The 24,516-nt window shown below is 62.8% G+C and carries 17 protein-coding genes and 1 riboswitch; of the genes, 5 read left to right on the top strand and 12 right to left on the bottom strand.

Annotated elements, in window-relative coordinates:
• Nucleotides 1-60: 60 nt before the first annotated feature.
• Nucleotides 61-1,182 carry a DUF2336 domain-containing protein gene (locus tag CIT25_RS15550; RefSeq protein WP_095485395.1) on the top strand — a complete coding sequence of 374 codons (1,122 nt, stop codon included), beginning with the start codon at nt 61-63 and terminating at the stop codon, nt 1,180-1,182.
• On the opposite strand, the gene CIT25_RS15545 is transcribed toward CIT25_RS15550, so the two are convergent.
• On the bottom strand, nt 1,179-3,245 hold the full coding sequence (locus CIT25_RS15545) for an FUSC family protein (RefSeq protein WP_095485394.1): 2,067 nt from the start codon (nt 3,243-3,245) through the stop codon (nt 1,179-1,181). The genes CIT25_RS15550 and CIT25_RS15545 overlap by 4 nt on opposite strands.
• Nucleotides 3,246-3,280: 35 nt before the next feature.
• On the bottom strand, nt 3,281-5,332 hold the full coding sequence (gene parE / locus CIT25_RS15540; protein WP_095485393.1) for a DNA topoisomerase IV subunit B: 2,052 nt from the start codon (nt 5,330-5,332) through the stop codon (nt 3,281-3,283).
• A gap of 265 nt (nt 5,333-5,597) precedes the next feature.
• Here parE and CIT25_RS15535 point away from each other — a divergent pair, with 265 nt between their 5' ends.
• Nucleotides 5,598-6,770: a GGDEF domain-containing protein gene (locus tag CIT25_RS15535; RefSeq protein WP_095485392.1), complete on the top strand. Its 1,173-nt coding sequence runs from the start codon at nt 5,598-5,600 to the stop codon at nt 6,768-6,770.
• Nucleotides 6,771-6,861: 91 nt separating this feature from the next.
• On the opposite strand, the gene gcvP is transcribed toward CIT25_RS15535, so the two are convergent.
• The 4 genes from gcvP to CIT25_RS15515 form a co-directional block, all read right to left on the bottom strand.
• Nucleotides 6,862-9,672, bottom strand: a complete 2,811-nt coding sequence (gene gcvP, locus CIT25_RS15530; protein ID WP_095485391.1) for an aminomethyl-transferring glycine dehydrogenase — start codon at nt 9,670-9,672, stop codon at nt 6,862-6,864.
• 16 nt (nt 9,673-9,688) lie between these two features.
• Entirely contained in the window at nt 9,689-10,057 is a 369-nt protein-coding gene (gene gcvH / locus CIT25_RS15525; protein WP_095485586.1) for a glycine cleavage system protein GcvH, read from the bottom strand.
• An 8-nt stretch (nt 10,058-10,065) separates the two neighbouring features.
• Entirely contained in the window at nt 10,066-11,181 is a 1,116-nt protein-coding gene (gene gcvT / locus CIT25_RS15520; protein WP_095485390.1) for a glycine cleavage system aminomethyltransferase GcvT, read from the bottom strand.
• A 148-nt stretch (nt 11,182-11,329) separates the two neighbouring features.
• Nucleotides 11,330-11,416, bottom strand: a riboswitch (glycine riboswitch).
• A 188-nt stretch (nt 11,417-11,604) separates the two neighbouring features.
• Nucleotides 11,605-12,435 carry a transporter substrate-binding domain-containing protein gene (locus CIT25_RS15515; RefSeq protein WP_158302556.1) on the bottom strand — a complete coding sequence of 277 codons (831 nt, stop codon included), beginning with the start codon at nt 12,433-12,435 and terminating at the stop codon, nt 11,605-11,607.
• Between the two features lie 96 nt (nt 12,436-12,531).
• Between CIT25_RS15515 and CIT25_RS37135 the strand changes: the two genes are divergently transcribed.
• Entirely contained in the window at nt 12,532-13,122 is a 591-nt protein-coding gene (locus tag CIT25_RS37135; RefSeq protein WP_206072952.1) for a DUF3011 domain-containing protein, read from the top strand.
• Between the two features lie 96 nt (nt 13,123-13,218).
• Here the strand turns inward: CIT25_RS37135 and CIT25_RS15505 are convergent, their stop codons facing one another.
• The 6 genes from CIT25_RS15505 to CIT25_RS15480 form a co-directional block, all read right to left on the bottom strand.
• Nucleotides 13,219-14,007: a molybdopterin-binding protein gene (locus CIT25_RS15505; RefSeq protein WP_095485388.1), complete on the bottom strand. Its 789-nt coding sequence runs from the start codon at nt 14,005-14,007 to the stop codon at nt 13,219-13,221.
• 1 nt (nt 14,008) lies between these two features.
• A complete protein-coding gene (locus CIT25_RS15500; RefSeq protein ID WP_095485387.1) occupies nt 14,009-14,890 on the bottom strand; it encodes a cytochrome b/b6 domain-containing protein in 882 nt (293 codons plus the stop codon).
• A 115-nt stretch (nt 14,891-15,005) separates the two neighbouring features.
• Nucleotides 15,006-15,689 (bottom strand): DUF1345 domain-containing protein, encoded by a 684-nt coding sequence (locus tag CIT25_RS15495; protein WP_095485386.1) that lies wholly within the window; start codon nt 15,687-15,689, stop codon nt 15,006-15,008.
• A 140-nt stretch (nt 15,690-15,829) separates the two neighbouring features.
• A complete protein-coding gene (locus CIT25_RS15490) occupies nt 15,830-16,297 on the bottom strand; it encodes a YaiI/YqxD family protein (protein WP_095485585.1) in 468 nt (155 codons plus the stop codon).
• A gap of 9 nt (nt 16,298-16,306) precedes the next feature.
• The gene (locus tag CIT25_RS15485; RefSeq protein WP_095485385.1) at nt 16,307-17,086 is read right to left on the bottom strand and encodes a DUF1353 domain-containing protein; all 780 of its coding nucleotides are present in this window, start codon (nt 17,084-17,086) and stop codon (nt 16,307-16,309) included.
• A gap of 201 nt (nt 17,087-17,287) precedes the next feature.
• Nucleotides 17,288-18,415, bottom strand: coding sequence for an S-(hydroxymethyl)glutathione dehydrogenase/class III alcohol dehydrogenase (locus CIT25_RS15480; protein ID WP_091597176.1), 1,128 nt, complete (start codon nt 18,413-18,415; stop codon nt 17,288-17,290).
• 216 nt (nt 18,416-18,631) lie between these two features.
• On the opposite strand from CIT25_RS15480, the gene CIT25_RS15475 reads away from it, so the two are divergent.
• Nucleotides 18,632-20,644, top strand: a complete 2,013-nt coding sequence (locus CIT25_RS15475; protein ID WP_095485384.1) for an acetyl-CoA carboxylase biotin carboxylase subunit — start codon at nt 18,632-18,634, stop codon at nt 20,642-20,644.
• A gap of 247 nt (nt 20,645-20,891) precedes the next feature.
• Nucleotides 20,892-24,371, top strand: coding sequence for a DNA polymerase III subunit alpha (gene dnaE / locus CIT25_RS15470; RefSeq protein WP_206072954.1), 3,480 nt, complete (start codon nt 20,892-20,894; stop codon nt 24,369-24,371).
• Nucleotides 24,372-24,516 lie beyond the last annotated feature (145 nt).

The following is a 24,516-nucleotide window of genomic DNA, read 5'->3' as shown; positions in this document are numbered from 1 at the left end:
TTCTGCCTACGGTCTTCCCTGGGGCGGGAACGGACTCGGGCCAGGGGCGTAGCGGACGGCATGGTTGTTTCGCATTTCCTGAAATGGATCTACACGGCAAGGGTCTCGGAGCGCGCTGCGGCAGCAAGTGCTCTGGCCCGCGCCTACATCAATGCCGATCTGCCTTTCGAGGACCGCTGCGCGGCGGAGGCCGCGCTGACCCTGCTGCTCGACGATGCCTCGTCCAAAGTGCGGCTGGCGATTGCGGAAGCGCTGTCGATGAGCCATCACGCGCCGCTGCAGATCATCAGCGCGCTGGCGTCCGATCAGCCGGAGGTCGCGAGCCTGGTGCTGGCGCGTTCGCCGCTTCTTACCGACGCCGACCTGATCGACCGCATCGCCGGAGGCCAGAACGCGACGCAGAAATTGATCGCGGATCGTCCGCGCGTCTCCATGGCGGTCGCCGCGGCGATTGCCGAAATCGGCGAGCCGGAAGCCTGCGCCACGCTTCTCGCCAACAGCGGCGCCGACATCGCTTCACTCAGCTTCCGCCGTATCGCGGAACGCCATGGCCATCTGCCTTTGGTGCGCGAGGCGCTGATATCGGATGCGCGGCTGCCCGCTGATTGCCGGCATATGCTTCTGGTTAAGCTCGGAGAAACCCTAAAAGGATCTCCGCTTGTCGTGGCTCTTATGGGCGCAGCCAGAGCCGAGCGCGTCATGCGCGATGCCTGCGTCAAGGCTTCCGTGACGCTGATCGAAGGCACCCGCCACGAAGAACATGCGGCGCTCATCGAGCATCTGCGCCTGCGCGGCGACCTGACCGCAAGCTTCATCATTCGCACCATCGCGCATGGCAAGGTCGATTTCTTCGGTTCGGCGCTGGTCGCGCTCAGCCAGCAATCCGAACAACGGGTGAGGGCGCTTCTGGCCGGCGGGCACGACGTGGCGCTGCAGGCGCTGTTCCGCAGTGCCGGCCTTGCCGCGATCACGCACGCGATCATTCTGCGTGCGCTGAAGATCTGGCGCGAGGTTGCCAATGGCAAGCGCCTGGCCGGCGTCCAGGAAGTCAGTTGGCTGATGCTGAAGGAACTCGGCGGGCAGTCCGCCGAAGGCGATCTCGCCGGACTGGTCAAATCGATCCATCTCGATGCGCTGCGCGAAAATGCGCGCGGCCATGCGCTGGCGATAGCGGCGGCTTAGACCCTATCCTTCGCGAAGAAATCCGGAAAATCCTCGATCGCCGCGGCGATGATGCGCAATGAGGCCGCTATCTGCAGCATGTCGGCCGCCTCGCTTCGCTCGGCGATGCCAGCCGCATATTGCCGCGCGACAGTGATGGTCGCCGTTTGCGGCTCGCCGGGTCGCCGGAAAAGCAGTTCGCGCGCCAGTCCTCGCAGGAAATTAGTGATCGAAAGCGCGGGTTCGGCGGGAATCGCTGAACTTTGCTGCGCATTGCGCAGCCGCAGGATCTCGATGCCAACCGTGACTGCGGCTATGCTGCCGCCGAGAACGGCGTCGCCTTTGCTGCCGGTGCGCTGCATGAGCGGCATCAACTGGTTGACCCGGTCGTAGGCGAGGCTTTCGAAGGCCTCGCGTCTCGGCACGCGCTCATGCAGGCAGAGGCGCGCCAGATCTTCCCGCATGGCTCGCACGATACGGCCGACGGTGACCCACGGATCGGCGGGCAGTACCGTGAGGAAGACGCCGATCGCCAGAAGAATGCCGACCAAGATCGATGCCGAACCGGCGAAATACGGTCCGGGGTCGTAGGTCATGGCCTGATGTGGGCTGAGGAAGGCAAGGAAATTGATGGCGAAGGCGGTTGCCACGCCGACATAGCGCGGATTGGCCATCGCCAGCGCCGCGGGAACCAGGATCGGCACGACGAAGAGCGTGAACCAGCCGAAGCCGGGCAGAGCGGGGAGCGCGACCTGACCGACGAGAAATGCGAAGGGCAGGGCCAGCAACGTCCCCTTGAAGAAGCCCCAGGCCGATTGCACGGGATCGGGGCGCGCGGCAAACAGGCTGGAGACGACGGCGACAAGGATGACCGTGCCCGCCGCTTCGGACCATTTTGTCGTCAGCCAGAAAGCGGCGACCAGCAGTGTCGCAAGTGCCGCGCGCACGGCGTTTCGCCACGCCGCATGGTAGTCGCGGTGCACGACCAGCGCCGGCTGCCTGCGTTCACGCGTAAGGCGCGGGGCCGGCGCTCGTAAGGCGTCCAGGCCGCGCAGCACTTGCTTCAGGGCCTCCGCGAAATCGGCGGCGATGGTGAGGCGGGTGACTGCGCCTGCCCTGTCATCGCCTTTTGCGGCGGGCATGTCGGGCATCCGCCGTGCTTCGGCAACGATCGCGTCGAGCCGCGCTATCCAGGGTGCTGTGTCGTCCAGCGCACCCGGTTTTTCTGCCAATTCGCCGACGAAAACCTTCAGCTCGGTGCGCATGGGTATGAGGACTGCGTTTTTCGGTGCGGCATGGGCATACAGAGCGCGCGCCGCCGACAGCGCCGACAAAAGCTGGCCGATAGTGCGGCGGACCGGATAGGCGCGCGTCGCGAAGCTCGGCGCTTCCAGCCTCGCATAGGCGCGCATTTCACCCAGCGTCTGGGCGTCTGCGACCAGCTTTCGGTGCAGGTTGGCAAGGGTTGCCGCATCGCTGTCGGAGAACGCGCCGCCAGCATAGACGGCAAGGTCGAGGATGCAGCGCTTCAGCCTGCCGATGATGGCGTCAGCCGCCAGTTTCGGCAGGATCAGCCGGCTGGTCAGTGCGGCGCAGACGATGCCAAGCACGATCTCCCCACAGCGCGCCACGGCGAGATCGACGACGAGATGTGGCTGGCCGAAAGCCGGCAGGCCGATGATCATCGCCGTGTAGCCGGCAAGCGCAGCGCCATAGGCTTCCGGGTTGCGCAGCAGCGACGAGACGAGGGTACAAAGGCCGATCCAGACGGCAAGCACCGTGACGAGCAGCCAGAGGTTGGCGCCAAAGACCGTGGTGGTGCCGATCGCCGCCAGCGCGCCGGCCAGTGTGCCGAGCAGCCGGTAAAAACCTTTCGCCAGCACCATGCCGGCGACCGGCTGGGCAACGATGAACACCGTCATCATCGCCCATTGCGGGTGGTCGAGCTTGAGCGCGTAGGCGGCGAGAAGTGCGATCAGCCCGGCCGAAACCGTGCGCAGAGCGAAAATCCAATCCGAGTGCGTCGGTCGCGTGACGCCGGCGAACCTCGCGGCAAGATCGCTGCGCAGCCGGTCCCAGGTCACACGCTCATCTCCGCATTCGACGCTAGCGAGTTAGCTCAGATATCCAGCACTTCCGTCTCGGCGAACTCCGCGCGTTCCTGAATGAAGCGGAAGCGGGCTTCCGGCTTGGTGCCCATCAGCGCGTCGACCGCATCCTTGGTTGCGGCCTCGGCGTCGATCACATCGACCCTGAGCAGCGTGCGCTTCCTCGGGTCCATGGTGGTTTCCTTGAGCTGGGCGGCCATCATTTCGCCCAGCCCCTTGAAGCGGCCGATCTCGACCTTGCCGCGCCCGGTGAATTCGGTGCGCAGAAGTTCGTCCTTGTGCGCATCGTCGCGGGCATAGGCGACCTTGCCGCCTTGCCGGATCGAGTAGAGCGGCGGCACCGCCAGATAGAGATGGCCGCCGTGGACCAAGCTCGGCATCTCCTGATAGAAGAAGGTGATCAGCAGCGAAGCGATGTGGGCGCCGTCGACGTCGGCGTCGGTCATGATGATGACCCGGTCGTAGCGCAGATCCGCGTCGCGGTACTTCGAGCGCGTGCCGCAGCCAAGCGCCTGGATCAGGTCCGAAATCTGCTGGTTGCCGGCCAGCTTGTCGTTGCCGGCGCTGGCGACGTTGAGGATCTTTCCACGCAGCGGCAGCACCGCCTGGCTGGCGCGGTCGCGCGCCTGTTTTGCCGAGCCGCCGGCCGAATCGCCCTCGACGATGAAGAGTTCGGCGCCGGCAGCGGCATTCTGCGTGCAGTCGGCGAGCTTGCCGGGCAGGCGCAGCTTGCGCACCGCGCTCTTGCGCGAGACTTCCTTTTCCTGCCGGCGGCGCACCCGTTCGTCGGCACGCGCGATCACCCATTCGAGCAGTTTTGAGGCTTCCTGCGGGTTGTCGGCTAGCCAGTGATCGAAGGGGTCTCGGATAGCGGTCTCGACGATCCTGATCGCCTCGATCGTCGCCAGCCTGTCCTTGGTCTGGCCGACGAATTCCGGCTCGCGGATGAACACCGACAGCATGCCCGCCGCCGAGATCATGACGTCTTCCGAGGTGACGATCGAAGCGCGCTTGTTGCCGACCAGATCCGCGTAGGCGCGCAAGCCTCGCGTCAAGACGTTACGGAAGCCGGCCTCGTGCGTGCCGCCTTCGCCGGTCGGAATGGTGTTGCAGTAGGAATTGAGGAATCCATCGCCGCCGAACCAGGTCACCGCCCATTCGAGCGAGCCGTGGCCGCCTTGCCTGTCGCTCTTGCCGGCGAAGATTTCGCGGGTGACCTGGAATTCGTCGCCGAGCGACGCTTTTAGATAGTCCTTTAGGCCACCGGGAAAATGGAACTCGGCCTTGGCCGGCGTCGTGTCCTTCTCCTTGATCAGCGAGGGGTCGCAGGTCCAGCGGATCTCGACGCCGCCGAACAGATAGGCCTTCGAGCGCGTCATGCGGTAGAGCCGTGCCGGCTCGAAAGCAGCACCCTTGCCGAAGATCTGCTCGTCGGGATGGAAGCGGATCTTGGTGCCGCGGCGGTTATGCACCTCTCCGAGCTGCTCGAGACCGGTCACCGGAACGCCGCGTGAAAAACGCTGGCGATAGAGCTGGCGGCCGCGTGCGACCTCGACCTCGAGATGGTCCGACAGCGCGTTGACGACGGAGACGCCGACGCCGTGCAGGCCGCCTGAGGTCTCGTAGACCTTCGAGTCGAACTTGCCGCCCGAATGCAGCGTCGTCATGATGACTTCGAGCGCCGGCTTCTTGAATTTCGGATGCGGATCGACCGGAATGCCGCGGCCATTGTCGGTCACGGCCAGATATCCGTCGGCTGAAAGCTCGACATCGATGAAAGTCGCGTGGCCGGCTACCGCCTCGTCCATCGAATTGTCGATGACCTCGGCGAACAGATGGTGCATCGCTTTGTCGTCGGTGCCGCCGATATACATGCCGGGCCGCCGCCGCACCGGCTCCAGCCCTTCGAGAACCTCGATGTCGGCGGCACTGTAGCTCTCGCTGCCGTCGCGGGATGCCGGGCGCTTCGCCGCCTGCACCAGCGGGTCGGCCGGGCGCGCGGTGGCGCGAACCGGTTGCGGCTGCTTGTCCATAGTGCCGAAAAGATCGTTATTGTCGTCCATGCTGGTCCTGGATTCCGATGCTGCGAATCACCACCCGATACTGCCACGCTTTTTGCGGGCAGGCGACGGAGGTTCCTGTTACGTTCGAGGATTGAGCCTCTTACCGCAAAACCATTCGACAACCAAGCGGCGGAAATGCGTCGAGCGCATCGACGCTTTGTAAACCTTTTCCGAAGGTTGCATCGGAAGGTTGGCTGAAAACGGTATCCGCGGACTGCCGCCGACCTAGAATGCAGCGGAACTCTCAAGAGGCTGTCGCTTACGCATGTTGGATTACAGTTCGCTCCTGCTCGCGGCGGCGCTGTCGGGCATGTGCCTCAGCATCACCATGTTTGCGATATGGTTCGCCGCGCCGCAGGCCCGCTTCGTCCTGACGGTGGCTTGCGGCATTCTCGTGCTCGTCGCGCATGTGGTCTTGTTCTGGCATTATGCCAGGCATCCCAGCCCCTGGCTTTGCCAGATTGTGCTTGCGCTTCTCAGCCTGGGCTTTCTGATCATCTGCCTGTCGGCCATGCAGTATCTCGGCGTGCGCGACTACAGGCGCGCCATCCTGCCGACCTTGGCTGCGATGGCTGTTTGCGCAGGCGCGACGTATTTCGGCCTCGACGGTGTCGGTTTCATCGTCACCTACGCGACGGTAACGGCGCTGCTCTCGCTTATCGGGGTGATGTTCTGGATCAAGGGCGGTGGTCACGATCGCCGGATTCTGCTGGTCGTTTCGTTCCTGAGCGGCATCTGTGCGCTATCCTTCGTACTTTGCGGCGCGGTCCTGCTGGTCAAGGGCCAATGGATGCTCGGCGTTGCGCCCGACAATTGGGCCGAACGGTTGAACTCCGTCGTGGCGGTCGCCTGCATGACCGGGCTCGGGGCACTGACGCTCTCCCTGCACCATTTACAGGCGCAGATCGAATTGAAGGCCGAGACCATGACCGACCCATTGACCGGGCTGATGAACCGGCGGGCGTTGACGGCATTCTACGGCGAGCGGGTCTTCGGTCCGTTCATGTCCGTGGCCATGTTCGACCTCGACCACTTCAAGAGAACCAACGATGTATTCGGTCATCCGGTCGGCGATCAGGTTCTGCGCCGCTTCGCCGCTGTCATCAGGAAATACGCCAGGACCGGCGTCGACGCCTTCCGGCTGGGCGGCGAGGAATTCGTGCTGGTCATGTCGCGGATGACGGAAGAGAAGGCTTACGACATTGCGAGCAAGATCAGCGTCGCCTTCGGCGCGGAAGTCGTGGCCACCCAGCTTGGTCCGTTGCGCAGCACGGTCAGCGGCGGCATCGGCTTCGGCGGGACCGGCGGCACCAGTCTCGACGATGTGTTGGCGGAAGCCGACGCCGCACTCTATGCGGCAAAGCGCGCCGGGCGAAATCGCGTCATCTCCCACAACAAGGCGAGCAAGGCCGATGCGCCGGCCTTGCGTTCTGCCTGATTGAGGCTTCTATCTTCTTGTTAGACCATGATCTTATCCGAAGACCGGATTCCACTTTTTGCTGCGCTGACCTTCGGTTTGGGATCATGGTCTACTCCGCCGCGCCCAGATATTCCGACAGCGGCGGGCAGGAGCAGACGAGGTTGCGGTCGCCGGCGACATTGTCGATGCGCGACACCGGCGGCCAGTATTTGGCTGATGTGTCGGCATCGCCGGCCGGATAGGCCGCCTCCAGGCGCGAATAGGGATGGGTCCACTGGCCGGCCAGCGCCTCGGCGGCGGTATGCGGCGCATTGACCAGCGGATTGTCGGCCAAGGGCCATTCGCCTTTCGCCACCTTGGCCGCCTCGCCCGATATCGCGATCATCGCGTCGCAGAAGCGATCGAGCTCGCTCTTGGGCTCGGACTCGGTCGGCTCGACCATCAGCGTTCCGGCCACCGGAAACGACATGGTCGGCGCATGGAAACCATAGTCGATCAGCCGCTTGGCGATGTCGTCGACGCTGATGCCGGCCCTGTCCTTGAGCACGCGGGTGTCGAGGATGCATTCATGCGCGACACGGCCGTGGCGGCCCTTGTAGAGCACCGGGAAATGCGCTTCGAGCCGCGTCGCCACATAGTTGGCGGAAATGATCGCCGTCTCGGTCGCCTGCTTCAGTCCGGAAGCACCCATCATGCGGATGTACATCCAGGTGATCGGCAGGATCGACGCGCTGCCGAACGGTGCGGCCGACACGGCATGGCCCGAGCCTTCGGTGACGTGGCCGGGCAGATACGGTTTTAGATGCGCCTTGACGCCGATCGGGCCGACGCCGGGGCCGCCGCCGCCATGCGGGATGCAGAAGGTCTTGTGCAGGTTCATGTGGCAGACATCGGCGCCGATGTCGCCCGGCCGGGCGAGGCCGACCAGCGCGTTGAGATTGGCGCCGTCGAAATAGACCTGGCCGCCATGCTCATGGATAAGGGCGCAGAGGTCGCGCGCGCCTTCCTCGAAGACGCCATGCGTCGAGGGATAGGTGAACATCAGCGCCGCGAGGTTTTGGGCATGCTCGGCCGCCTTGGCCTTCAGATCGTCGACGTCGATGTTGCCGTCCTCGGTGCAGCGCACGACGACGACGCTCATGCCGGCCATCGCCGCACTCGCCGGATTGGTGCCATGCGCGGATGACGGGATGAGGCAGACCGTGCGGTGGCCTTCGCCGCGTGAGCGGTGATAGCCGCGAATGGCGAGCAGCCCGGCATATTCGCCCTGGCTGCCAGCATTGGGCTGCAGGGTCACCGCGTCGAAGCCGGTGATCTCGGCCAGCCAGCCTTCCAGCTCGTCGATCATGACGCGGTAGCCGGCCGAATGGCCTGCCGGAGCGAAGGGATGCAGGTTGGCGATATCAGGCCAGCTGACCGGCATCATCTCGGCGGCGGCGTTGAGCTTCATGGTGCAGGAGCCGAGCGGGATCATGGCGCGGTCGAGCGCCAGGTCCTTGTCGGCCAGCCGGCGCAGGAAGCGCATCATTTCGGTTTCCGAACGGTTGTCGTGGAAGACGGGCTGCGTGAGAAACTCCTTGCCGCGCGGTCGTCCGGGCATGGTGCTGCTGGCAGCGGCGCCCGCCTTGGCGCCAAACAGCGCCGCGATCGCGTCCAGATCGGCGTCGGTCGAGGTCTCATCGAAGCTGATGCCGATGTGGTCGGCGTCGATGACACGCAGCAGCCGGCCGGTCTTTTCAGCAGCGGCGGCGATCGCGCCGGCTCTGCCTTTCTCTTCCACCGTCACCGTGTCGAAGCGGCTTGCGCCAACGACAGAAACGCCTGATGCCCTAAGGCCGGCTGCCAAGCGGTTGGCCAATGCATGGATTCGGCCGGCAATCGCCTGCAGGCCGGCAGGGCCATGCCAAATCGCATAGGCCGTCGCCATGTTGGCGAGCAGCGCCTGCGCCGTGCAGATGTTGGAGGTCGCCTTGTCGCGACGGATATGCTGTTCGCGCGTCTGCAAGGCGAGACGATAGCCGGCGCGGCCTTTGCTGTCGGTCGACTGGCCGACGAGGCGGCCGGGCATCAGCCGCGTCAGCCTGTCGGAGACGGCGCAATAAGCGGCGTGCGGCCCACCAAAGCCCATCGGCACGCCGAAGCGCTGCATTGGGCCGACAGCGATGTCGGCGCCAAGCCTAGCCGGCGCGTCGGTCAGCGTCAGCCCGAGCGGATCGGCAATGAAGACGACCAGCGCGCCGGTGGCGCGGGCCTTCTCGATTGCTGCCTTATGGTCGCCATAGACGCCAAACGTATCAGGCCAGGAGACCAGCAGAGCGGCGGTGTTGTCGTCGATCGTGTCGCCGTCGACCTCGATGCCGAGCGGCTCGGCACGGGTGCGCACGACGTCTAGCGTCTGTGGATGCGGCGTGCCGGCAAGCGCCACCTTGGTCCGCTTGTCGCGGTGATGGCGCAACGCAATGCCGACCGCCTCGGCCACCGCCGTCGCTTCGTCGAGCAGCGAGGCCGACGCTACCGGCAGGCCGGTCAGCTCAGTGACCAGCGTCTGGAAATTGAACAGCATTTCGAGCCGGCCCTGGCTGATCTCGGCTTGGTAGGGCGTGTAGGCCGTATACCAGGCCGGGTTCTCGAACAGATTGCGCTGGATGACCGGCGGCACGTGCACGCCGTGGTAGCCGGCGCCGATGAAGCTCTTCAGCACCGTGTTTTTTGCCATTGTCGCTGAAAGCTCGGCCAGCGCCTCCGCTTCGCTCGCCGGTGCGGGCAAGGCCAGCGGCCGGTCGAGCCGGATCGATTTCGGCACAGCCTGGCTGATCAGGGTCTCGACTGAGGGAACGCCGATCGTCGCCAGCATGGCTCTGACATCATTGAGGCCGGGGCCGATATGGCGGGCCGAGAAGGGGTAAGATGCTGCAGTCATCTTCTTGATCCTGCTATCAACCAATATGGGCTTTGTAGGCGGCCTCATCCAGGAGGCCTTCGAGCTGGCTTTCATCGGCCAGCTTCATCTTCCACAGCCAGCCGTCGCTGGTCGCCGCGGAATTTACCAGGGACGGATCAGACGAGAGCGAGGTGTTTGCCTCGGTGATCTCGCCGTCGACCGGTGCATAGACGTCCGATGCCGCCTTGACGGATTCGACCACGACGGCGGTATCGCCCTTGGCCAGCTTTTTCCCAAGCTCCGGCAATTCGACGAAGACGAGATCGCCGAGTTGCTCCTGTGCGTAGTCGGTGATGCCAACGGTGGCGACACCGCCTTCGACGCGGAGCCATTCGTGATCTTCGGTGAAATAGGTTTTTGCCATGAGAAGATTCATCCTTTGCGATAGCGATGCGGCGTGAAGGGCAGGGGATTGATATCGATCGGGATTTTCGTCCCGCGAACGTCGGCGAAGAGTGGGCTTGTCGATGAAGCCAACGGCGTTTCGACGTAACCCATGGCGACGGGAAAACCTGCCGAAGGGCCAAAGCCGCCGGAGGTGACATGTCCGACCGGTTTCCCAACCGCATTGAAAAGCGACGCTCCAGCCCGCACAGGCTGTCGACCTTGCGGTTTCAGGCCGACGCGTTTTTGCGCCGGGCCGCGCTCCAGGATCGCACGCAATGCGTCGGCACCGATGAAAGTGCCAGAGGCGCGAACTTCCTTCGGAATCGCCCACATCAGCCCGGCGCTGGCCGGGTCGATCTCCGGTGTGATGTCCAGCCCGTGCAGGCACAGGCCTGCTTCGAGCCGCAGGCTGTCACGGGCGGCCAACCCAACCCACATCACGCGCTCGTCCTCGAGCAGCCTGGCGACGAGATTTCGCGCGTCGGCTTCCGGCAGGCCGATCTCGAAACCGTCTTCGCCAGTGTAGCCCGACCGGCTCATGAACCAGTTTTCGCGGGGCTCAAAGCCATGCATGAACAGCAGCGATCCGGTCTCGATGCCGGCGCGGGACAGGGCGGCCCAGGCTTCGGGCCCCTGGATCGCCAGGAAGACGCGGTCGAGTGCGTCCACCTTGGCATCAAAAACCCCCTTTGTTTCAGAATCCAGGGCAAGTGCGCGCAGGTGCTTGTCGTCGGCTTCGGCATTGCCGGCATTGGCGACAACCATGAAGCGTTGCTGGCCGAGCCTGGTGACGATCAGATCGTCGATGATGCCGGCCGCTTCGTTGAGAAAGAACGTGTATTTGGACTGGGAAATCTCAAGCGCGCCGGCGTCGAACGGGCAGGCACGATTGAGCAGTGCCTCAGCGCCCGGCCCACTGATCTCGAACAGCTTCATGTGCGAGATGTCGAACAGGCCGGCATGCTCGCGGGTCTGAAGGTGCTCCTTCATCACGCCGGCCGGATAGGTCAGCGGCATCGACCAGCCGGCGAACGCGCCAAAGCGAGCACCGGCGGCCACGTGAAGGTCTTCGAGGGGAAGGTGTTTGATGTCGCCCGTCATGTCGTCTCCAGAGTCGCACGCAATCGGCCGCGAATGGCGGCCAGTCCGTGCCCCTCTGTCTGAAGCCTGAGAGACTCGCGCCCCGTAACTCTGTCGGCAGCGCTTACACCTTCGGCGCGGGGGCAAGCCCCGACTTTCCAGAGTGTCTTTCCCGTCTACGGTTCTTTTGCCTGAGAGATTTCGGGCGATTTCCCCTTCGGCGGCAGCTCTCGCTGCTCTCTCCCGCAAACAGGTAGGACTCAATTTGAGCCCTCGACTCGTCATCCATAGCCTGTGGACGACACCTTGTCACCTGCCAGCGACACCTTACTGACAAGTCTTCGCTAACGACCTCGCCGGAAATCCATCCGGCGCTCGGGGCGCTGGGCGACAAGGTCACTTAGACGGCTGCACCCCGGCCAGGACCCTCGAACTGTCGCAAAACTATTGCTTGGCAGGCTCCGGCTTGACGCTGGTGTCGAACCGCGACATCCATTTGAAACTGCCGAACCAGTAGCGGCGCACGCCGGTGATGGTGCCATCTGCGGTACGCGCGTCAATCCAGTTGTTGACGTATTGGATCAGGCGGATATCGTCCGGCCGCATCGCAAACGCCTCCGGCGTCCGCAACAGCGGGCCACCCACCATTGTCAACTTCGCATCATAGAGCCTGGCGGCCATCTGCGGCGTTGGCGATGTGGCGACCATCGCCTGTGCCTCGCCGCCGATGACCGCGGCGAAAACATCTGATGTATTGTCGAAGGAGAGGATGGTCGCCTTGGGGAATGCTTCCTTCGCGGCGGCTTCATCCGTGGAATTGGATAGCACGGCGATCTTGTATCCCGGCGCGGCCACCGCCTTTCCCGGCTTTTTGCCGAGGCTGGCGATCGTCGCCACCATGCGAATATCGGCAGCGCCTGTCTGGTCGGAGAATACCACTTCGCGCGCACGTTCCGGAGTGCTGGCGTAGCCCGCCGCAATCATGTCGAAATCGCCCTTGAGCAGCCGTGCCTTGAGATCGTTCCAAGGCACTTCGACCAGCTTCAGGTCGACGCCAAGGTCGGACGCAAGCGCGCTGGTCAGGTCGACATCGTAGCCTGCGAATTTGCCGTCGGCTTTCTTGAGGATCCATGGTGGATTGAGCGCCACACCGACCGTCAGCGTCTTCTGGTCGATGATGTGCTTGAGACTGTCGTCCGCCCAGGCGGATGGCGCCGCCAACGCCAGCCAGGCGGAAAGCGCAAGTGCAATCGTGGCGATCATTTTTGAGTGCATGATAGATCCCGCTGCAACCGCCTGGTTGTCAGATTTACACGAGGATGCCATTCTGTCGATAGCGGATCGGGTTGGAGAATTGCAATGTCGGCACGGATGGCGATCAGCGGCTCGATGGTGTTCCTGGCCTGCACCCTGGGCAATCCGGCGAAGCTCTCGTTGCTGCCCGACACCGCGCAGGCGGCAGGCGCCAGACGCGTGGTCTGCTCCAGTGTGAACCACCGTTATTCCTACTGCGGTGTCGACACTCGGCGCGGCGTGCAATTGACCTCTCAGCTTTCGAAGTCGCGCTGCGTTCAAGGCAGAAGCTGGGATTATGACCGCGGCGGCATTTGGGTCGATGATGGCTGCTCGGCGGAATTCCTGGTCGCCGGCTCCGGCCGCAACCCTTCTGCCGGCGACCTGGCCGCGGCTATAATCGTCGGCGGCGTGGTTGGCGCCATTCTCGACAACAACAACTCGCATCGCCGCCATTCCGACAATTATTACCCGAGGCCGCGCCATAGCCGTAACGACCAATGGATCGATCCGACGCCGCAATTCGACAATCAGGGCAATCCGAATTTCGACACCCACGGCAACTATCAAGGCCCGCACGGACTGGGTAAGCTCGTCACCCCCGATGACAATCCAGATTTGAATCCGGCCCTGCGCAGCGATGGCGATGACAGCGATGACAGTTACTGAGCGTCGCGCCTATTTTCTTTTGAACATGATCTTTTCCGAAAACCGGTTCCCACTTTTTGCTGCGCTGACCTTCGGTTCGGGGATCATGCTCTGGGGTCAAATGCCGCCGTACCAGTCGTAGCCATTGTCCTCCCAATAACCGCCCCTGCCGCCGCCGATAGTGGCGAAACCGTCGACCAGTTCGATCTTGCGGAGATATTTCGGCATCTTGTAGCCGATCTGGCGCTCGACGCGGACACGCAACGGCGCGCCGTTCTCGACCGGCAGCGGCTTGCCGTTCAAGCCATAGGCTAGGATCGTCTGCGGGTGACGGGCATCGATCAGATCGATCGAGCCGTAATATTTGATGTCGCCGGACAGGCTGCGGTCGATCGTGTCGAGGCAATGGAACATGACGTAGCGCGCCTGCGGCTTGACCACCGCCTGATCAAGCACCAGCGACAGCGGCGTGCCGGTCCATTTGGCGATGCAACTCCAGCCTTCGACGCAGTCGTGGCGGGTGATCTGGGTGCGGCTCGGCATGTTCATTAGCTGCTCGCGGGTCAGCGACAGCGGCTTTTCGACAAGGCCGGAAACCTCGAGCCGCCAGTCGGCGAAATTGTTGGCGAGCAGGCCCTTGTAGACATCGTCGTCCGGCGCGGTGACGCCGTTCGGCCGCTGCGGCTGGCGGATGTCGGCTTCGGTGAATTCCGGCGCCAGCGAATCGCCGGCAAGCAGGCGTTGCGCGCGCCAGGTCAGGCCGTTGGCGCCTTCGAGGAAGCTGCGCAGGCCGTCGCCGACGCGAAGCTGGCTGTCGAAGGCGTCACAACCCGAGAGCATGATACCGGAGACGCCGAGGCTGGCCGAGGTCAGGAATTTTCTGCGGCTGATCACAAACTTCGCCATCTCACGCACTCCTCTGAGGCGTCTTGCTGCCATGCGCCGGCGGGTCGGTTCGGTACCAGCCGGTGATGATGGAACGCAGCTCGTTGATCGGGCCGGCGGCGAAGATCATCAGGATATGGATGATGAAGAAGGCGACGAGCAGCAGCATCACGATGAAATGGATCGTCCGCGCCGTCTGCCTGCCGCCAAGCAGATCGTTGAGGAACGGCAGCACCGCGTTCATGCTCGGCGACATGGCAAGGCCGGTGATGATCATCAGCGGCAGCAGCACGAACATGACGCCGCCATAGGCCATCTTCTGCAGCGTGTTGTATTCGCGTCTGTGACGGAACTTGAACCTGGCATGATCGGCGATGTCTCGCGGCAAACGCCTGAGATCGTCGATGCGCGGGGCAAGATCGCGGCGCAGATGGCCGTTGATGAGGCTGGCGACCAGCCACACGACCAGCGTCGTGGTTAGTATCCAGGCGAAGAAGAAATGGACGACGCGGGCGGTGCCGAGGTCGTAATAGGAGGGGATCGTCGCCCAAGACGGGAAAGCCCGGGACGTCTCCCGACCCGCCGGTCCCGACCAGCCGAGCACACCGGTCGTATCGAAGCGCTTGCCGAAGATTTCGGTGTAGCCGCGCGGGCCGTTTGCGGTGTTCTCGGCGCCGATGGCAAAGATGGTGTTGTCATAGGCGAATCCCGACTCCTTGCCGATATAGAGCTGGGGGCGGGCGTTGAAGATCTGCAGGCCGGAAAGCAGCATGAAGAACAGCGAGATGGCCCAGAGCCAATGCGTCAGCCGCGTCCAGCGCGACTGCCGGTAGATCAGCGTTGCATCCTTCGGCGCGGCAGTATCTGGCTCGATGGCGGATTGGCTCCTGGCAACCGATTCCATTTTTTCGCGTCTCCCGGCCGCTCAGTCGGCCTTTCCGATCGTTCTCCCCTCCCAATACGTTGCCAGCCAAAGCGATGTTTCATCCGATCACGGAATTATTACGAGCTACCCGATACTACTGGCTTCCAAGACTGACGGCGAGGTTGACCGCTGCTGCGACGATCACTGTATTGAAAAAGAACGACACGATCGAATGCAAAAGCACGATGCGACGCATATGCGTGGTCGAGACAGTGGTATCGGAGGTCTGTGAGGTCATGCCGACGGTGGTCGAGAAATAGAGGAAATCCCAGCCGTCCGGCCGCTCCTTACCGGCAAATACGAGGCCGCCGACGGGCTTTTTCTGCTTCGCTTTGCTGCCGGGGTCGGTCTCTTCATCGTTCAGCCAATAAACATGTGCGTAGTGCAGCGCCGTCATGGCGTGGATGGTGAACCAGCCGAGCGGGATCGACACCAGCGCGAAGGTGAGTTCGACAGGATGTGGGCTGCCCCCTCGATTGATCAACTGGAACAACGAGACGATGGCGACGGCGACGACAATCAGCGTCACGGCAAAGATGACCAGCACCGGCTGGTCGGTGGCGCGGGCATTCTTGCTCAGATAGCGGCCGGTGAGCAGCGGCATCTGGGCGACGACGATGACGGTGTAGGCGGCGAAGAACGCATTGGCGCCGATCGAATAGGCGATGGGTGCGCGCAAAACCAACGCGATCGCCAGTGCCACTACACCGATGCAGGCCGACACCGCGAACTGCATGTGGCGATGCAGTGGTTTCTTCAGCGGCGTCTCGGTCGTCATGGCCCGGCCCCTGATGGCGGTCCGTCTTACCGCCGCTCGTCTTTTAGGACTCGGACATTATAGCACTTTTGCCTGTGCGCATGATGCCGAAGATCGATTCCCGGTTTTGCTGCGCTGACGTCCGGTTCGAGGTCGAAGCGCTAACCCAGTGCGGCGGATTTCAGCGCACGCCGCAAGATGCGGTCGAGCTCGCCGAGAAACCGCGAGCGGTCCTGCGGCGCGAAACTGGCATTGTAGCCCTTGCTCTCGCCGGTCTCGCGCAGATGCTGCTTGAGGTCGCGCATCGCCACCGCCATGCCGATCGTTTCCGGCGTGAACGGGCGCCCGGTCGGCCCAAGCACATGGGCGCCGAGCGCCACCGTGCGGGCGGCAAGCGGGATGTCTGATGTCACCACGATGTCGTTGGGCTTGGCATTGTCGACGATCCAGTCGTCCGCCGCGTCGGCGCCCTTGGACACGACGACGTTGCGGACCATCGGATCACGCGACGGGCGCAGGCCGCCATTGGAGACGAAGGTGACGACGACGCCATGGCGCTCGGCGACTTTCTCGACCTCGGCCTTCACCGGACAGGCATCGGCATCGACATAAATGGCGGGGCGCGTCAAATTCAAGGTCTATTGCCCCGGCAACGAAATACTGCCTTCTGGAACGGTGGCGTTTGCCAACAACACCAGTTGATCGGCCTCGGCTTCCGTTGGTTGCTCTGCCTTAATTGCTGTTTCGAGCGTCGCGTAGTTCTGGTTGGACGGGATACGCCGAAACTCAGTTAGCGCCGCGAATGTCAGTGGATTTTCAATCTTGGCAATGGATTTAATAGTGTCAGCTCTTGAGGCAACGGTATCCAATTTTCTCATGTCTACCTTATAAGTATCAAGCTGCTTAAAAAGCTCGTCACTTTTAAGCACTCCTTGAAAGTCGTTCGACGAAAAGAGTTTTCTTAACGTGTCTTCTTCTTTTCCGCATGCGCCGGTGACGACGCTATAAGCGCTAACAGCCATATATTTGCTTAGCCGCTCCAAATACCCGACGCCATCAGCCTCCATCGCTTCACGAAACATTTTGTGAACATCTGATGCGCGTTCGGTTTTGGTGTCGCAAAATCGGTCGTGGATAACAGAGGCGCGTCTGTAGTTTCCAACAAACGGTGAGCCAGCGAATGACCATAGTGGCGCCGGAATAGATGCTCCATCAATATTTGTGCCTTTGGGAACGCTCCATATCTTTCCGGCTTTGTCGGTAAAAGAAGCGTCTGAGAGTAGCATCATAATGCGGTGCTGATTTTGAGGATCTGTTGTCCACCGAAATTCAAAAGAGCCCTGAAACGATTGAGAGAGCGCTTGAAGAGTAGAAATGAAAGTTAAAATGCCGACGACGAGAATAACTTTTCTGACCATGGTGGCATGACCTCAAATCATCAAACCCAAATTTTATCATATTCTAATTGAAGGCGCAGACCAGCGTCTCGCGGGCACAATCGGTCTTTTCCTTGGGCAGTCCATTGTCGACTTTCGGATGCAGTTTTTCGGCGTTTTTATCTGCCCCTTTCTTTTCGAAACCAGGTCGCGGACCGGTCGATCAGCGGCTTGTGGTTCTCGTCAGTAAACCACCACGCTCCTGATGCTCTTGCCCTCATGCATCAGGTCAAAACCCTTGTTGATGTCCTCCAGCTTCAGCGTGTGGGTGATCATCGGGTCGATCTCGATCTTGCCGTCCATGTACCAGTCGACGATCTTCGGCACGTCGGTGCGGCCGCGCGCGCCGCCAAAGGCGGTGCCCATCCAGGTGCGGCCGGTGACGAGCTGGAACGGCCGCGTCGAGATCTCCTGGCCGGCGCCGGCAACGCCAATGACGACCGACTTGCCCCAGCCGCGGTGCGATGCCTCAAGCGCCTGCCGCATCACCTTGGTGCTGCCCGTGCAGTCGAACGTATAGTCGGCACCGCCGATCTGGTCGGCACCGCGCTTGGTCATGTTGACGAGATACGGCACGATATCGCCATCGATCTCCTTCGGATTGACGAAATGCGTCATGCCGAATTTCTCGCCCCATTCCTTCTTGTCGTTGTTCAGGTCGACGCCGATGATCATGTCGGCGCCGGCAAGGCGCAGTCCCTGGATGACATTGAGGCCAATGCCGCCGAGGCCGAAGACGGCGGCCGTGGCGCCGATCTCGACCTTGGCCGTGTTGATCACCGCGCCGATGCCGGTTGTGACGCCGCAGCCGATGTAGCAGATCTTGTCGAAGGGCGCGTCGGGATTGACCTTGGCCACCGCGATCTCGGGCAGCACGGTGAAATTGGAGAAGGTTGAGCAGCCCATATAGTGGAAGATCTTGTCCTTGCCGATCGAGAAGCGCGACGAGCCGTCCGGCATCAGGCCTTGCCCTTGCGTGGCGCGGATCGCGGTGCACAGATTGGTCTTTCTGGACAGGCAGGACGGGCATTGCCGGCATTCCGGCGTGTAGAGCGGGATGACGTGGTCACCCTTCTTGACCGAGGTGACGCCCTTGCCGACATCGACGACGATTCCCGCACCCTCATGGCCGAGGATCGCCGGAAAGATGCCTTCAGGATCGGCGCCCGACAGCGTGAACTCGTCGGTGTGGCAGATGCCGGTCGCCTTGATCTCGACCAGCACCTCGCCCGCGCGCGGGCCGTCGAGGTCGACCTCCAGGATCTCCAGCGGCTTTCCGGCGGCGACAGCGACAGCGGCACGGGTTTTCATCGAGAACCTCCTCTCAGGGCAAATCTGCAATCGGGGCCGAGCATTAGCGTATCTGCAGGTTCTGGACTATGGGACGAATTGACAGTTCATAGCCGGGTTTGGTCGTCACTAGGCGACTTGCGCCCGGGATATGCGCCAACTTGCCTTGATCAGCCGGGGCCTTGACCGGCTGGGCGAAGCCCATAAAAGAAAGGCAGCCGAGGGAACAAAACCCGCATGTTCACAAAAATCCTGGTCGCCAATCGTGGCGAGATCGCCTGCCGCGTCATTAAGACGGCGCGCAAGATGGGCATCGCAACCGTGGCGGTCTATTCGGACGCCGATCGCGACGCCGTGCATGTCGAGATGGCCGACGAAGCGGTGCATATCGGGCCTTCGCCGGCCTCGCAGAGCTATCTGGTGCCGGAGAAGATCATCGCCGCCTGCAAGGCGACGGGTGCTGAAGCCGTGCATCCCGGCTACGGATTTCTGTCCGAACGCGCATCGTTCTGTGAGGCGCTGGAGAAGGAGGGCATCGTCTTCATCGGCCCAAAACCCAGAGCGATCAGGGCGATGGGCGACAAGATCGAATCGAAGAAATTCGCCAACGCTGCAAACGTGTCGACCGTGCCCGGCTGGCTTGGCGTCATCGAGAATGCCGGCCATGCCGAGAAAATAGCCGGTGAGATCGGCTATCCCGTGATGATCAAGGCCTCGGCCGGCGGCGGCGGCAAGGGCATGCGCATCGCCTGGAGCAAGGCCGAGGTGCGCGACGGGTTCGACCGGGCGCGGTCGGAGGCCAAAAGCTCGTTCGGCGACGACCGCGTCTTCATCGAGAAGTTCGTGGTCGATCCGCGCCACATCGAGATCCAGGTGCTGGCCGACGCGCATGGCAACGCGCTTTATCTCGGCGAGCGCGAATGCTCGATCCAGCGCCGCAACCAGAAGGTCGTCGAAGAGGCGCCTTCGCCTTTCCTCGACGCCAAGACCCGGAAAGCCATGGGCGAGCAGTCGGTGGCGCTGGCCAGGGCGGTCGACTACCAGAGCGCCGGCACGGTGGAGTTCATCGTCGACAGCGAAAAGAACTTCTATTTCCTTGAAATGAATACGCGATTGCAAGTCGAGCACCCGGTGACCGAGCTCGTCACCGGCATCGATCTGGTCGAGCAGATGATCCGCATAGCTGCCGGCGAAAAACTCGCTATCAAGCAAAGTGACGTCAAGCTGAACGGCTGGGCGGTTGAAAGCCGGCTCTACGCCGAGGACCCGTATCGCAATTTCCTGCCGTCGATCGGCCGGCTGACGAGATACCGGCCGCCGGAAGAGGGGCAGTTCGGCGAAATCGTCGTCCGCAACGATACCGGCGTCACCGAGGGGTCGGAAATCTCGATGTTCTATGACCCGATGGTCGCCAAGCTGTGCACCTGGGCGCCGACGCGGCTCGCCGCGATCGACGCCATGTCGGAAGCGCTGGACAGCTTCGTCGTCGACGGCATCGAGCACAACATACCGTTTCTGGCGGCGCTGATGCAGCATCCGCGCTGGCGGGAAGGGCTGATATCGACCGCTTTCATATCAGAGGAATATCCTGACGGGTTCGCGCCGATCGTGCCTGATAGCGAGGAGAAGGCCGTGCTCGCATCGATCGCCACCGCGGTCGAACTGCTGCGCCGCGACCGGCTCGACCGGCTGGGCGGGCGGCTGGCGCCGCATTCGGGTGCCCTGAAGCGCGACTGGGCGGTCAAGATCGGCGAGGATTACCTTTCGGCTTCTGTCCTCGAAGGCATGATTTCCATTCCAATGGAACTCGATCTGTCGATCGACGGCGGCAAGGCGCTTACGGTGATGTCAGACTGGCGGCCGGGCGATCTCATCTGGCGCGGCACGGTCGGCGACCGAAGAATCGCCGCGCAGATCAGGCCGGTGCTGAACGGGTTTCGCATCGCCTGGAAAGGCATGTCGGTCGCCGCACGCGCCATGCTGCCGCGCACCGCCGAGCTCGAAAGGCTGATGCCGGAAAAAGTGGCGCCGGACACCTCGAAGATGCTGCTCTGCCCGATGCCCGGCCTCGTCGTATCGATCGCGGTTGCCGAGGGGCAGGAGGTCAAGGCCGGCGAGACGCTGGCCGTCGTCGAGGCGATGAAGATGGAAAACGTGCTGCGCGCCGAGCGCGATCTTACCGTGTCGAAACTCAAGGCGAAGCCGGGCGACAGTCTCGCGGTCGATGCGGTGATTATGGAATTCGCGTGACGCTGAAAATAGAAAACCCGCCTCGGCGGGGGGTCGTTGGCGCAAATCAGCACCATGCATATATTCCTAGCATAGATGCCGTCACAAAGCAACGATCGCGAACTTGCAAGGCTCGACTGGCAATTGCTGGACTCGCATCGTCCGGTGCCGGACAATGCAATTTCATCGACTGAGTCCTTTCAAGCGGCGCTAAAAAACCATGGCGAATGAGACACTTCCACGCGACCCTTTGCGGCGCGAGGCTTTTATGAAGGCGTCGCGGCCGGAAGTGCCGGCGCGGCCGTTCATCCATCTGCGCGTGCATTCGGCCTATTCGCTGCTCGAAGGCGCCTTGCAGCTCAGCACGGTTGTCGGCCAAGCGGTCAAGGATGAGGCTCCGGCCATCGCCGTCACCGACACCAATAATCTGTTCGGAGCGCTCGAATTCGCGCAGAAAGCGGTGAAGGAGGGCATCCAGCCGATCATCGGCTGCCAGACCACTCTCGCCTTTTCCGGCGAAGCCAGCGACAGCCAGCGCGACCGCAGGCGGCAAGGCCCGGAGATGCGGCCGGTGGTTTTGATCGCGGCGACCGAGGCCGGCTACAGCAATCTGGTCAGGCTGGTCAGCCGGGTCTATCTCGAAACGCCGCCCGGCGAGGCGGTGCATCTGTCGACCGAAATGCTGCAAGGCCATTGCGACGGCCTGATCTGTCTCAGCGGCGGGCCGCGCGGTCCGATCGGCAACGCCTTGAAAGAGGACCGCCGCGATCTCGCCGAGACACGGCTTTTGACGCTCAAGGCGCTGTTCGGCGACCGGCTCTATGTCGAGCTGGAACGGGTTTCCGGCTATGACCGGGCGATCGAGCAATCGTCCGTCGATCTCGCCTATATCAATGACCTGCCGCTGGTCGCCACCAACGAGGCGTTTTTCTCCTCGCGCGACGACTATGAGGCGCATGACGCGCTGATCGCCATCGCCGAAGGCTCGGTCGTCGCCGTCGACAATCGCCGCCGCCTGTCGCCCGACAATTTTCTGAGAAGCCAGGCTGACATTGCGAGGCTGTTCGCCGATCTGCCCGAAGCGATCGACAACACTGTCGAGATCGCGCTGCGCTGCTCTTATTATCCCAAGACCCGCAACCCGATCCTGCCGCGCTTTGCCGGCGGCGATGTCGCCGACGCCGATGCGGCGGTGAAGGCGGAGGCGCAGGAGCTTGCCAGACAGGCGCATGAAGGGCTGGAGGCGCGGATCGCCGCACACGGACTGGCGCCTGGCTACACGGTCGAACAATATCGCGAACGGCTGGAATTCGAGCTCGGCATCATCGAGAAGATGAAGTTCCCCGGCTACTTCCTGATCGTCGCCGACTTCATCAAATGGGCGAAGGCGCAAGGCATTCCGGTCGGGCCGGGCCGCGGTTCGGGCGCCGGCTCGCTGGTCGCGTATTCGACGACCATCACCGACATCGATCCGCTGCGCTTCTCGCTGCTGTTCGAGCGCTTCCTCAATCCCGACCGCGTATCGATGCCCGACTTCGACATCGATTTCTGCCAGGACCGGCGCGAGGAAGTCATCCGCTACGTCCAGCAGAAATACGGCCGCGACCAGGTCGGCCAGATCATCACCTTCGGCACGCTGCAGGCCCGCGCGGTGCTGCGCGATGTCGGCCGCGTGCTGCAGATGCCCTATGGCCAGGTCGACAAGCTCTCCAAGATGGTGCCGTCGAACCCGGCCAATCCAGTCAAGCTCGCCGACGCCATCGCCAACGAGCCGCGCTTTGCCGAAGAGGCAGAGCGCGAGCCGATCGTGCAGACGCTGCTCGACATGGCGCAGAAGCTGGAAGGGCTCTACCGCCACGCCTCGACGCACGCCGCCGGCATCGTCATCGGCGACCGGCCGCTGTGGGAGCTGGTGCCGATGTACCGCGACCCGCGCTCCGACATGCCGGTCACCCAGTTCAACATGAAGTATGTCGAGCAGGCCGGGCTGGTGAAGTTCGACTTCCTCGGCCTGAAGACGCTGACGGTGCTGGAGACCGCGGTCAAGCTGATCCGCCGCCGCGGCATCGAGATCGATCTCGCCCACATTCCGCTCGACGACCCCGACACCTACGCCATGCTGTCGCGCGGCGAAGTGGTCGGCGTGTTCCAGGTGGAAAGTGCCGGCATGCGCAAGGCGCTGATCGGCATGCGCCCCGACTGTATCGAGGACATCATCGCGCTGGTCGCGCTTTACCGGCCGGGGCCGATGGAGAACATCCCGACCTACAACGCCAGAAAGCATGGCGAGGAGGAGATGGCGTCGATCCACCCGAAGATCGACCATCTGGTGAAGGAGACGCAAGGCGTCATCGTCTACCAGGAACAGGTTATGCAGATCGCGCAGGAGCTCTCCGGCTATTCGCTGGGCGAAGCCGATTTGTTGCGCCGCGCCATGGGCAAGAAGATCCGCGCCGAGATGGACAAGCAGCGCGAGCGCTTCGTCTCGGGCGCGGTCGAGCGCGGCGTCGGCAAGCCGCAAGCCGACTTTATTTTCGACCTGCTGGCAAAGTTCGCCGACTACGGTTTCAACAAATCGCATGCCGCCGCCTACGCGGTCGTCTCCTACCAGACGGCCTATCTGAAGGCGCACTACCCGGTCGAGTTCCTGGCCGCGTCGATGACGCTGGATATGGGCAACACCGACAAGCTCGCCGATTTCCGCCAGGATGCGCTGCGCCTCGGCATCGATGTCGTGGCGCCTTCGGTGATGACGAGCTTCCGCGCCTTCGAAGTCGGCGAGAACCGGATCTTCTATTCGCTGGCCGCGCTCAAGGGCGTCGGCGACGCGGCGGTCGAGCATATCGTCGCCATGCGCGGCGAAAAACCGTTCAAAAACCTCGCCGATTTCTGCGAAAGGGTCGATCCGAAGATCGTCGGCAAGCGCGTCTTTGAAAGCCTGATCATGGCTGGCGCGCTCGACTGTTTCGGCCACGACCGCGCCGCGATGATGGCGGGCGTCGAGCGGATGATGGGGCTGGCGTCGCTGGCGCAGCAGAATGCAATGTCGGGCCAGCACGACATTTTCGGCGCCTCGCTCGGCGCGCAGTCGCAGGCCCTCAACCTGCCGGCGACCGACCCATGGCTTGCCGCCGACCGCCTGCACCGTGAATTTCAGGTGGTCGGCTTCTATCTCTCCGCCCATCCGCTGGATGAATACAAGGCGGCGCTGCAGAAGATGCGGGTGCAGACCTGGGCCGAATTCTCGGCCGCCGTCAAACGCGGTGCTGCCGCCGGGCGGCTTGCCGGAACCGTCACCACCAAACAAGAGCGCAAGACGCGCACCGGCAACAAGATGGGCGTCGTGCAGTTTTCCGACACGTCAGGCCAGTATGAGGCGGTGCTGTTTTCCGAGGGGCTGGCGCAGTATCGAGACCTGCTCGAGCCCGGCCGTTCGGTGGTGATCACCGTTTCGGCCGAGGACAGGCCCGAAGGCGTCAATCTGCGCATCCAGACCGTGCAGTCGCTGGAGGACGAGGCAAGCCGCATCCAGAAGGCCTTGCGCATCTTTGTCAGGAATGACCGACCGGCGTCGGCGATTCAATCGCAGCTTACCCAGCGCGGCGACAGTCAGGTGAGCATTATCGTTATCAAGGACGAGGCGCAGGGCGAGGTCGAGATCGAGCTGCCCAACCGTTACCGTGTCTCGCCGCAGATAGCGTCGGCGATGCGCGCGGTGCCGGGCGTGGTGGAAGTGGAACTGGTGTGACCTAACGGGATTAGCACGGTTCCGTCTGTTTCGACCGTATGCCGTCAGTCAGCGCCGGCATGCCCAGCGCCGTCATTGCCCGGTGATAACGCCGCTGGTATTGTGAGCTCGGCGGCCTGGGTCTTTCGGCGGCCGGAGGAGTGCG

This window comes from Mesorhizobium mediterraneum (assembly GCF_002284565.1).
Lineage (GTDB): Bacteria > Pseudomonadota > Alphaproteobacteria > Rhizobiales > Rhizobiaceae > Mesorhizobium > Mesorhizobium mediterraneum.
This window is presented reverse-complemented; position numbering and strand designations above follow the sequence as displayed.

Coding starts and splice junctions, on each gene's coding strand:
- CIT25_RS15550 (WP_095485395.1), top strand. CDS start 61: ATGGTTGTTTCGCATTTCCTGAAATGGATCTACACGGCAAGGGTCTCG.
- parE (WP_095485393.1), bottom strand. CDS start 5,332: ATGGACGACAATAACGATCTTTTCGGCACTATGGACAAGCAGCCGCAA.
- CIT25_RS15535 (WP_095485392.1), top strand. CDS start 5,598: ATGTTGGATTACAGTTCGCTCCTGCTCGCGGCGGCGCTGTCGGGCATG.
- gcvP (WP_095485391.1), bottom strand. CDS start 9,672: ATGACTGCAGCATCTTACCCCTTCTCGGCCCGCCATATCGGCCCCGGC.
- gcvH (WP_095485586.1), bottom strand. CDS start 10,057: ATGGCAAAAACCTATTTCACCGAAGATCACGAATGGCTCCGCGTCGAA.
- gcvT (WP_095485390.1), bottom strand. CDS start 11,181: ATGACGGGCGACATCAAACACCTTCCCCTCGAAGACCTTCACGTGGCC.
- CIT25_RS15515 (WP_158302556.1), bottom strand. CDS start 12,435: ATGCACTCAAAAATGATCGCCACGATTGCACTTGCGCTTTCCGCCTGG.
- CIT25_RS37135 (WP_206072952.1), top strand. CDS start 12,532: ATGGCGATCAGCGGCTCGATGGTGTTCCTGGCCTGCACCCTGGGCAAT.
- CIT25_RS15505 (WP_095485388.1), bottom strand. CDS start 14,007: ATGGCGAAGTTTGTGATCAGCCGCAGAAAATTCCTGACCTCGGCCAGC.
- CIT25_RS15500 (WP_095485387.1), bottom strand. CDS start 14,890: ATGGAATCGGTTGCCAGGAGCCAATCCGCCATCGAGCCAGATACTGCC.
- CIT25_RS15495 (WP_095485386.1), bottom strand. CDS start 15,689: ATGACGACCGAGACGCCGCTGAAGAAACCACTGCATCGCCACATGCAG.
- CIT25_RS15485 (WP_095485385.1), bottom strand. CDS start 17,086: ATGGTCAGAAAAGTTATTCTCGTCGTCGGCATTTTAACTTTCATTTCT.
- CIT25_RS15480 (WP_091597176.1), bottom strand. CDS start 18,415: ATGAAAACCCGTGCCGCTGTCGCTGTCGCCGCCGGAAAGCCGCTGGAG.
- CIT25_RS15475 (WP_095485384.1), top strand. CDS start 18,632: ATGTTCACAAAAATCCTGGTCGCCAATCGTGGCGAGATCGCCTGCCGC.
- dnaE (WP_206072954.1), top strand. CDS start 20,892: ATGAAGGCGTCGCGGCCGGAAGTGCCGGCGCGGCCGTTCATCCATCTG.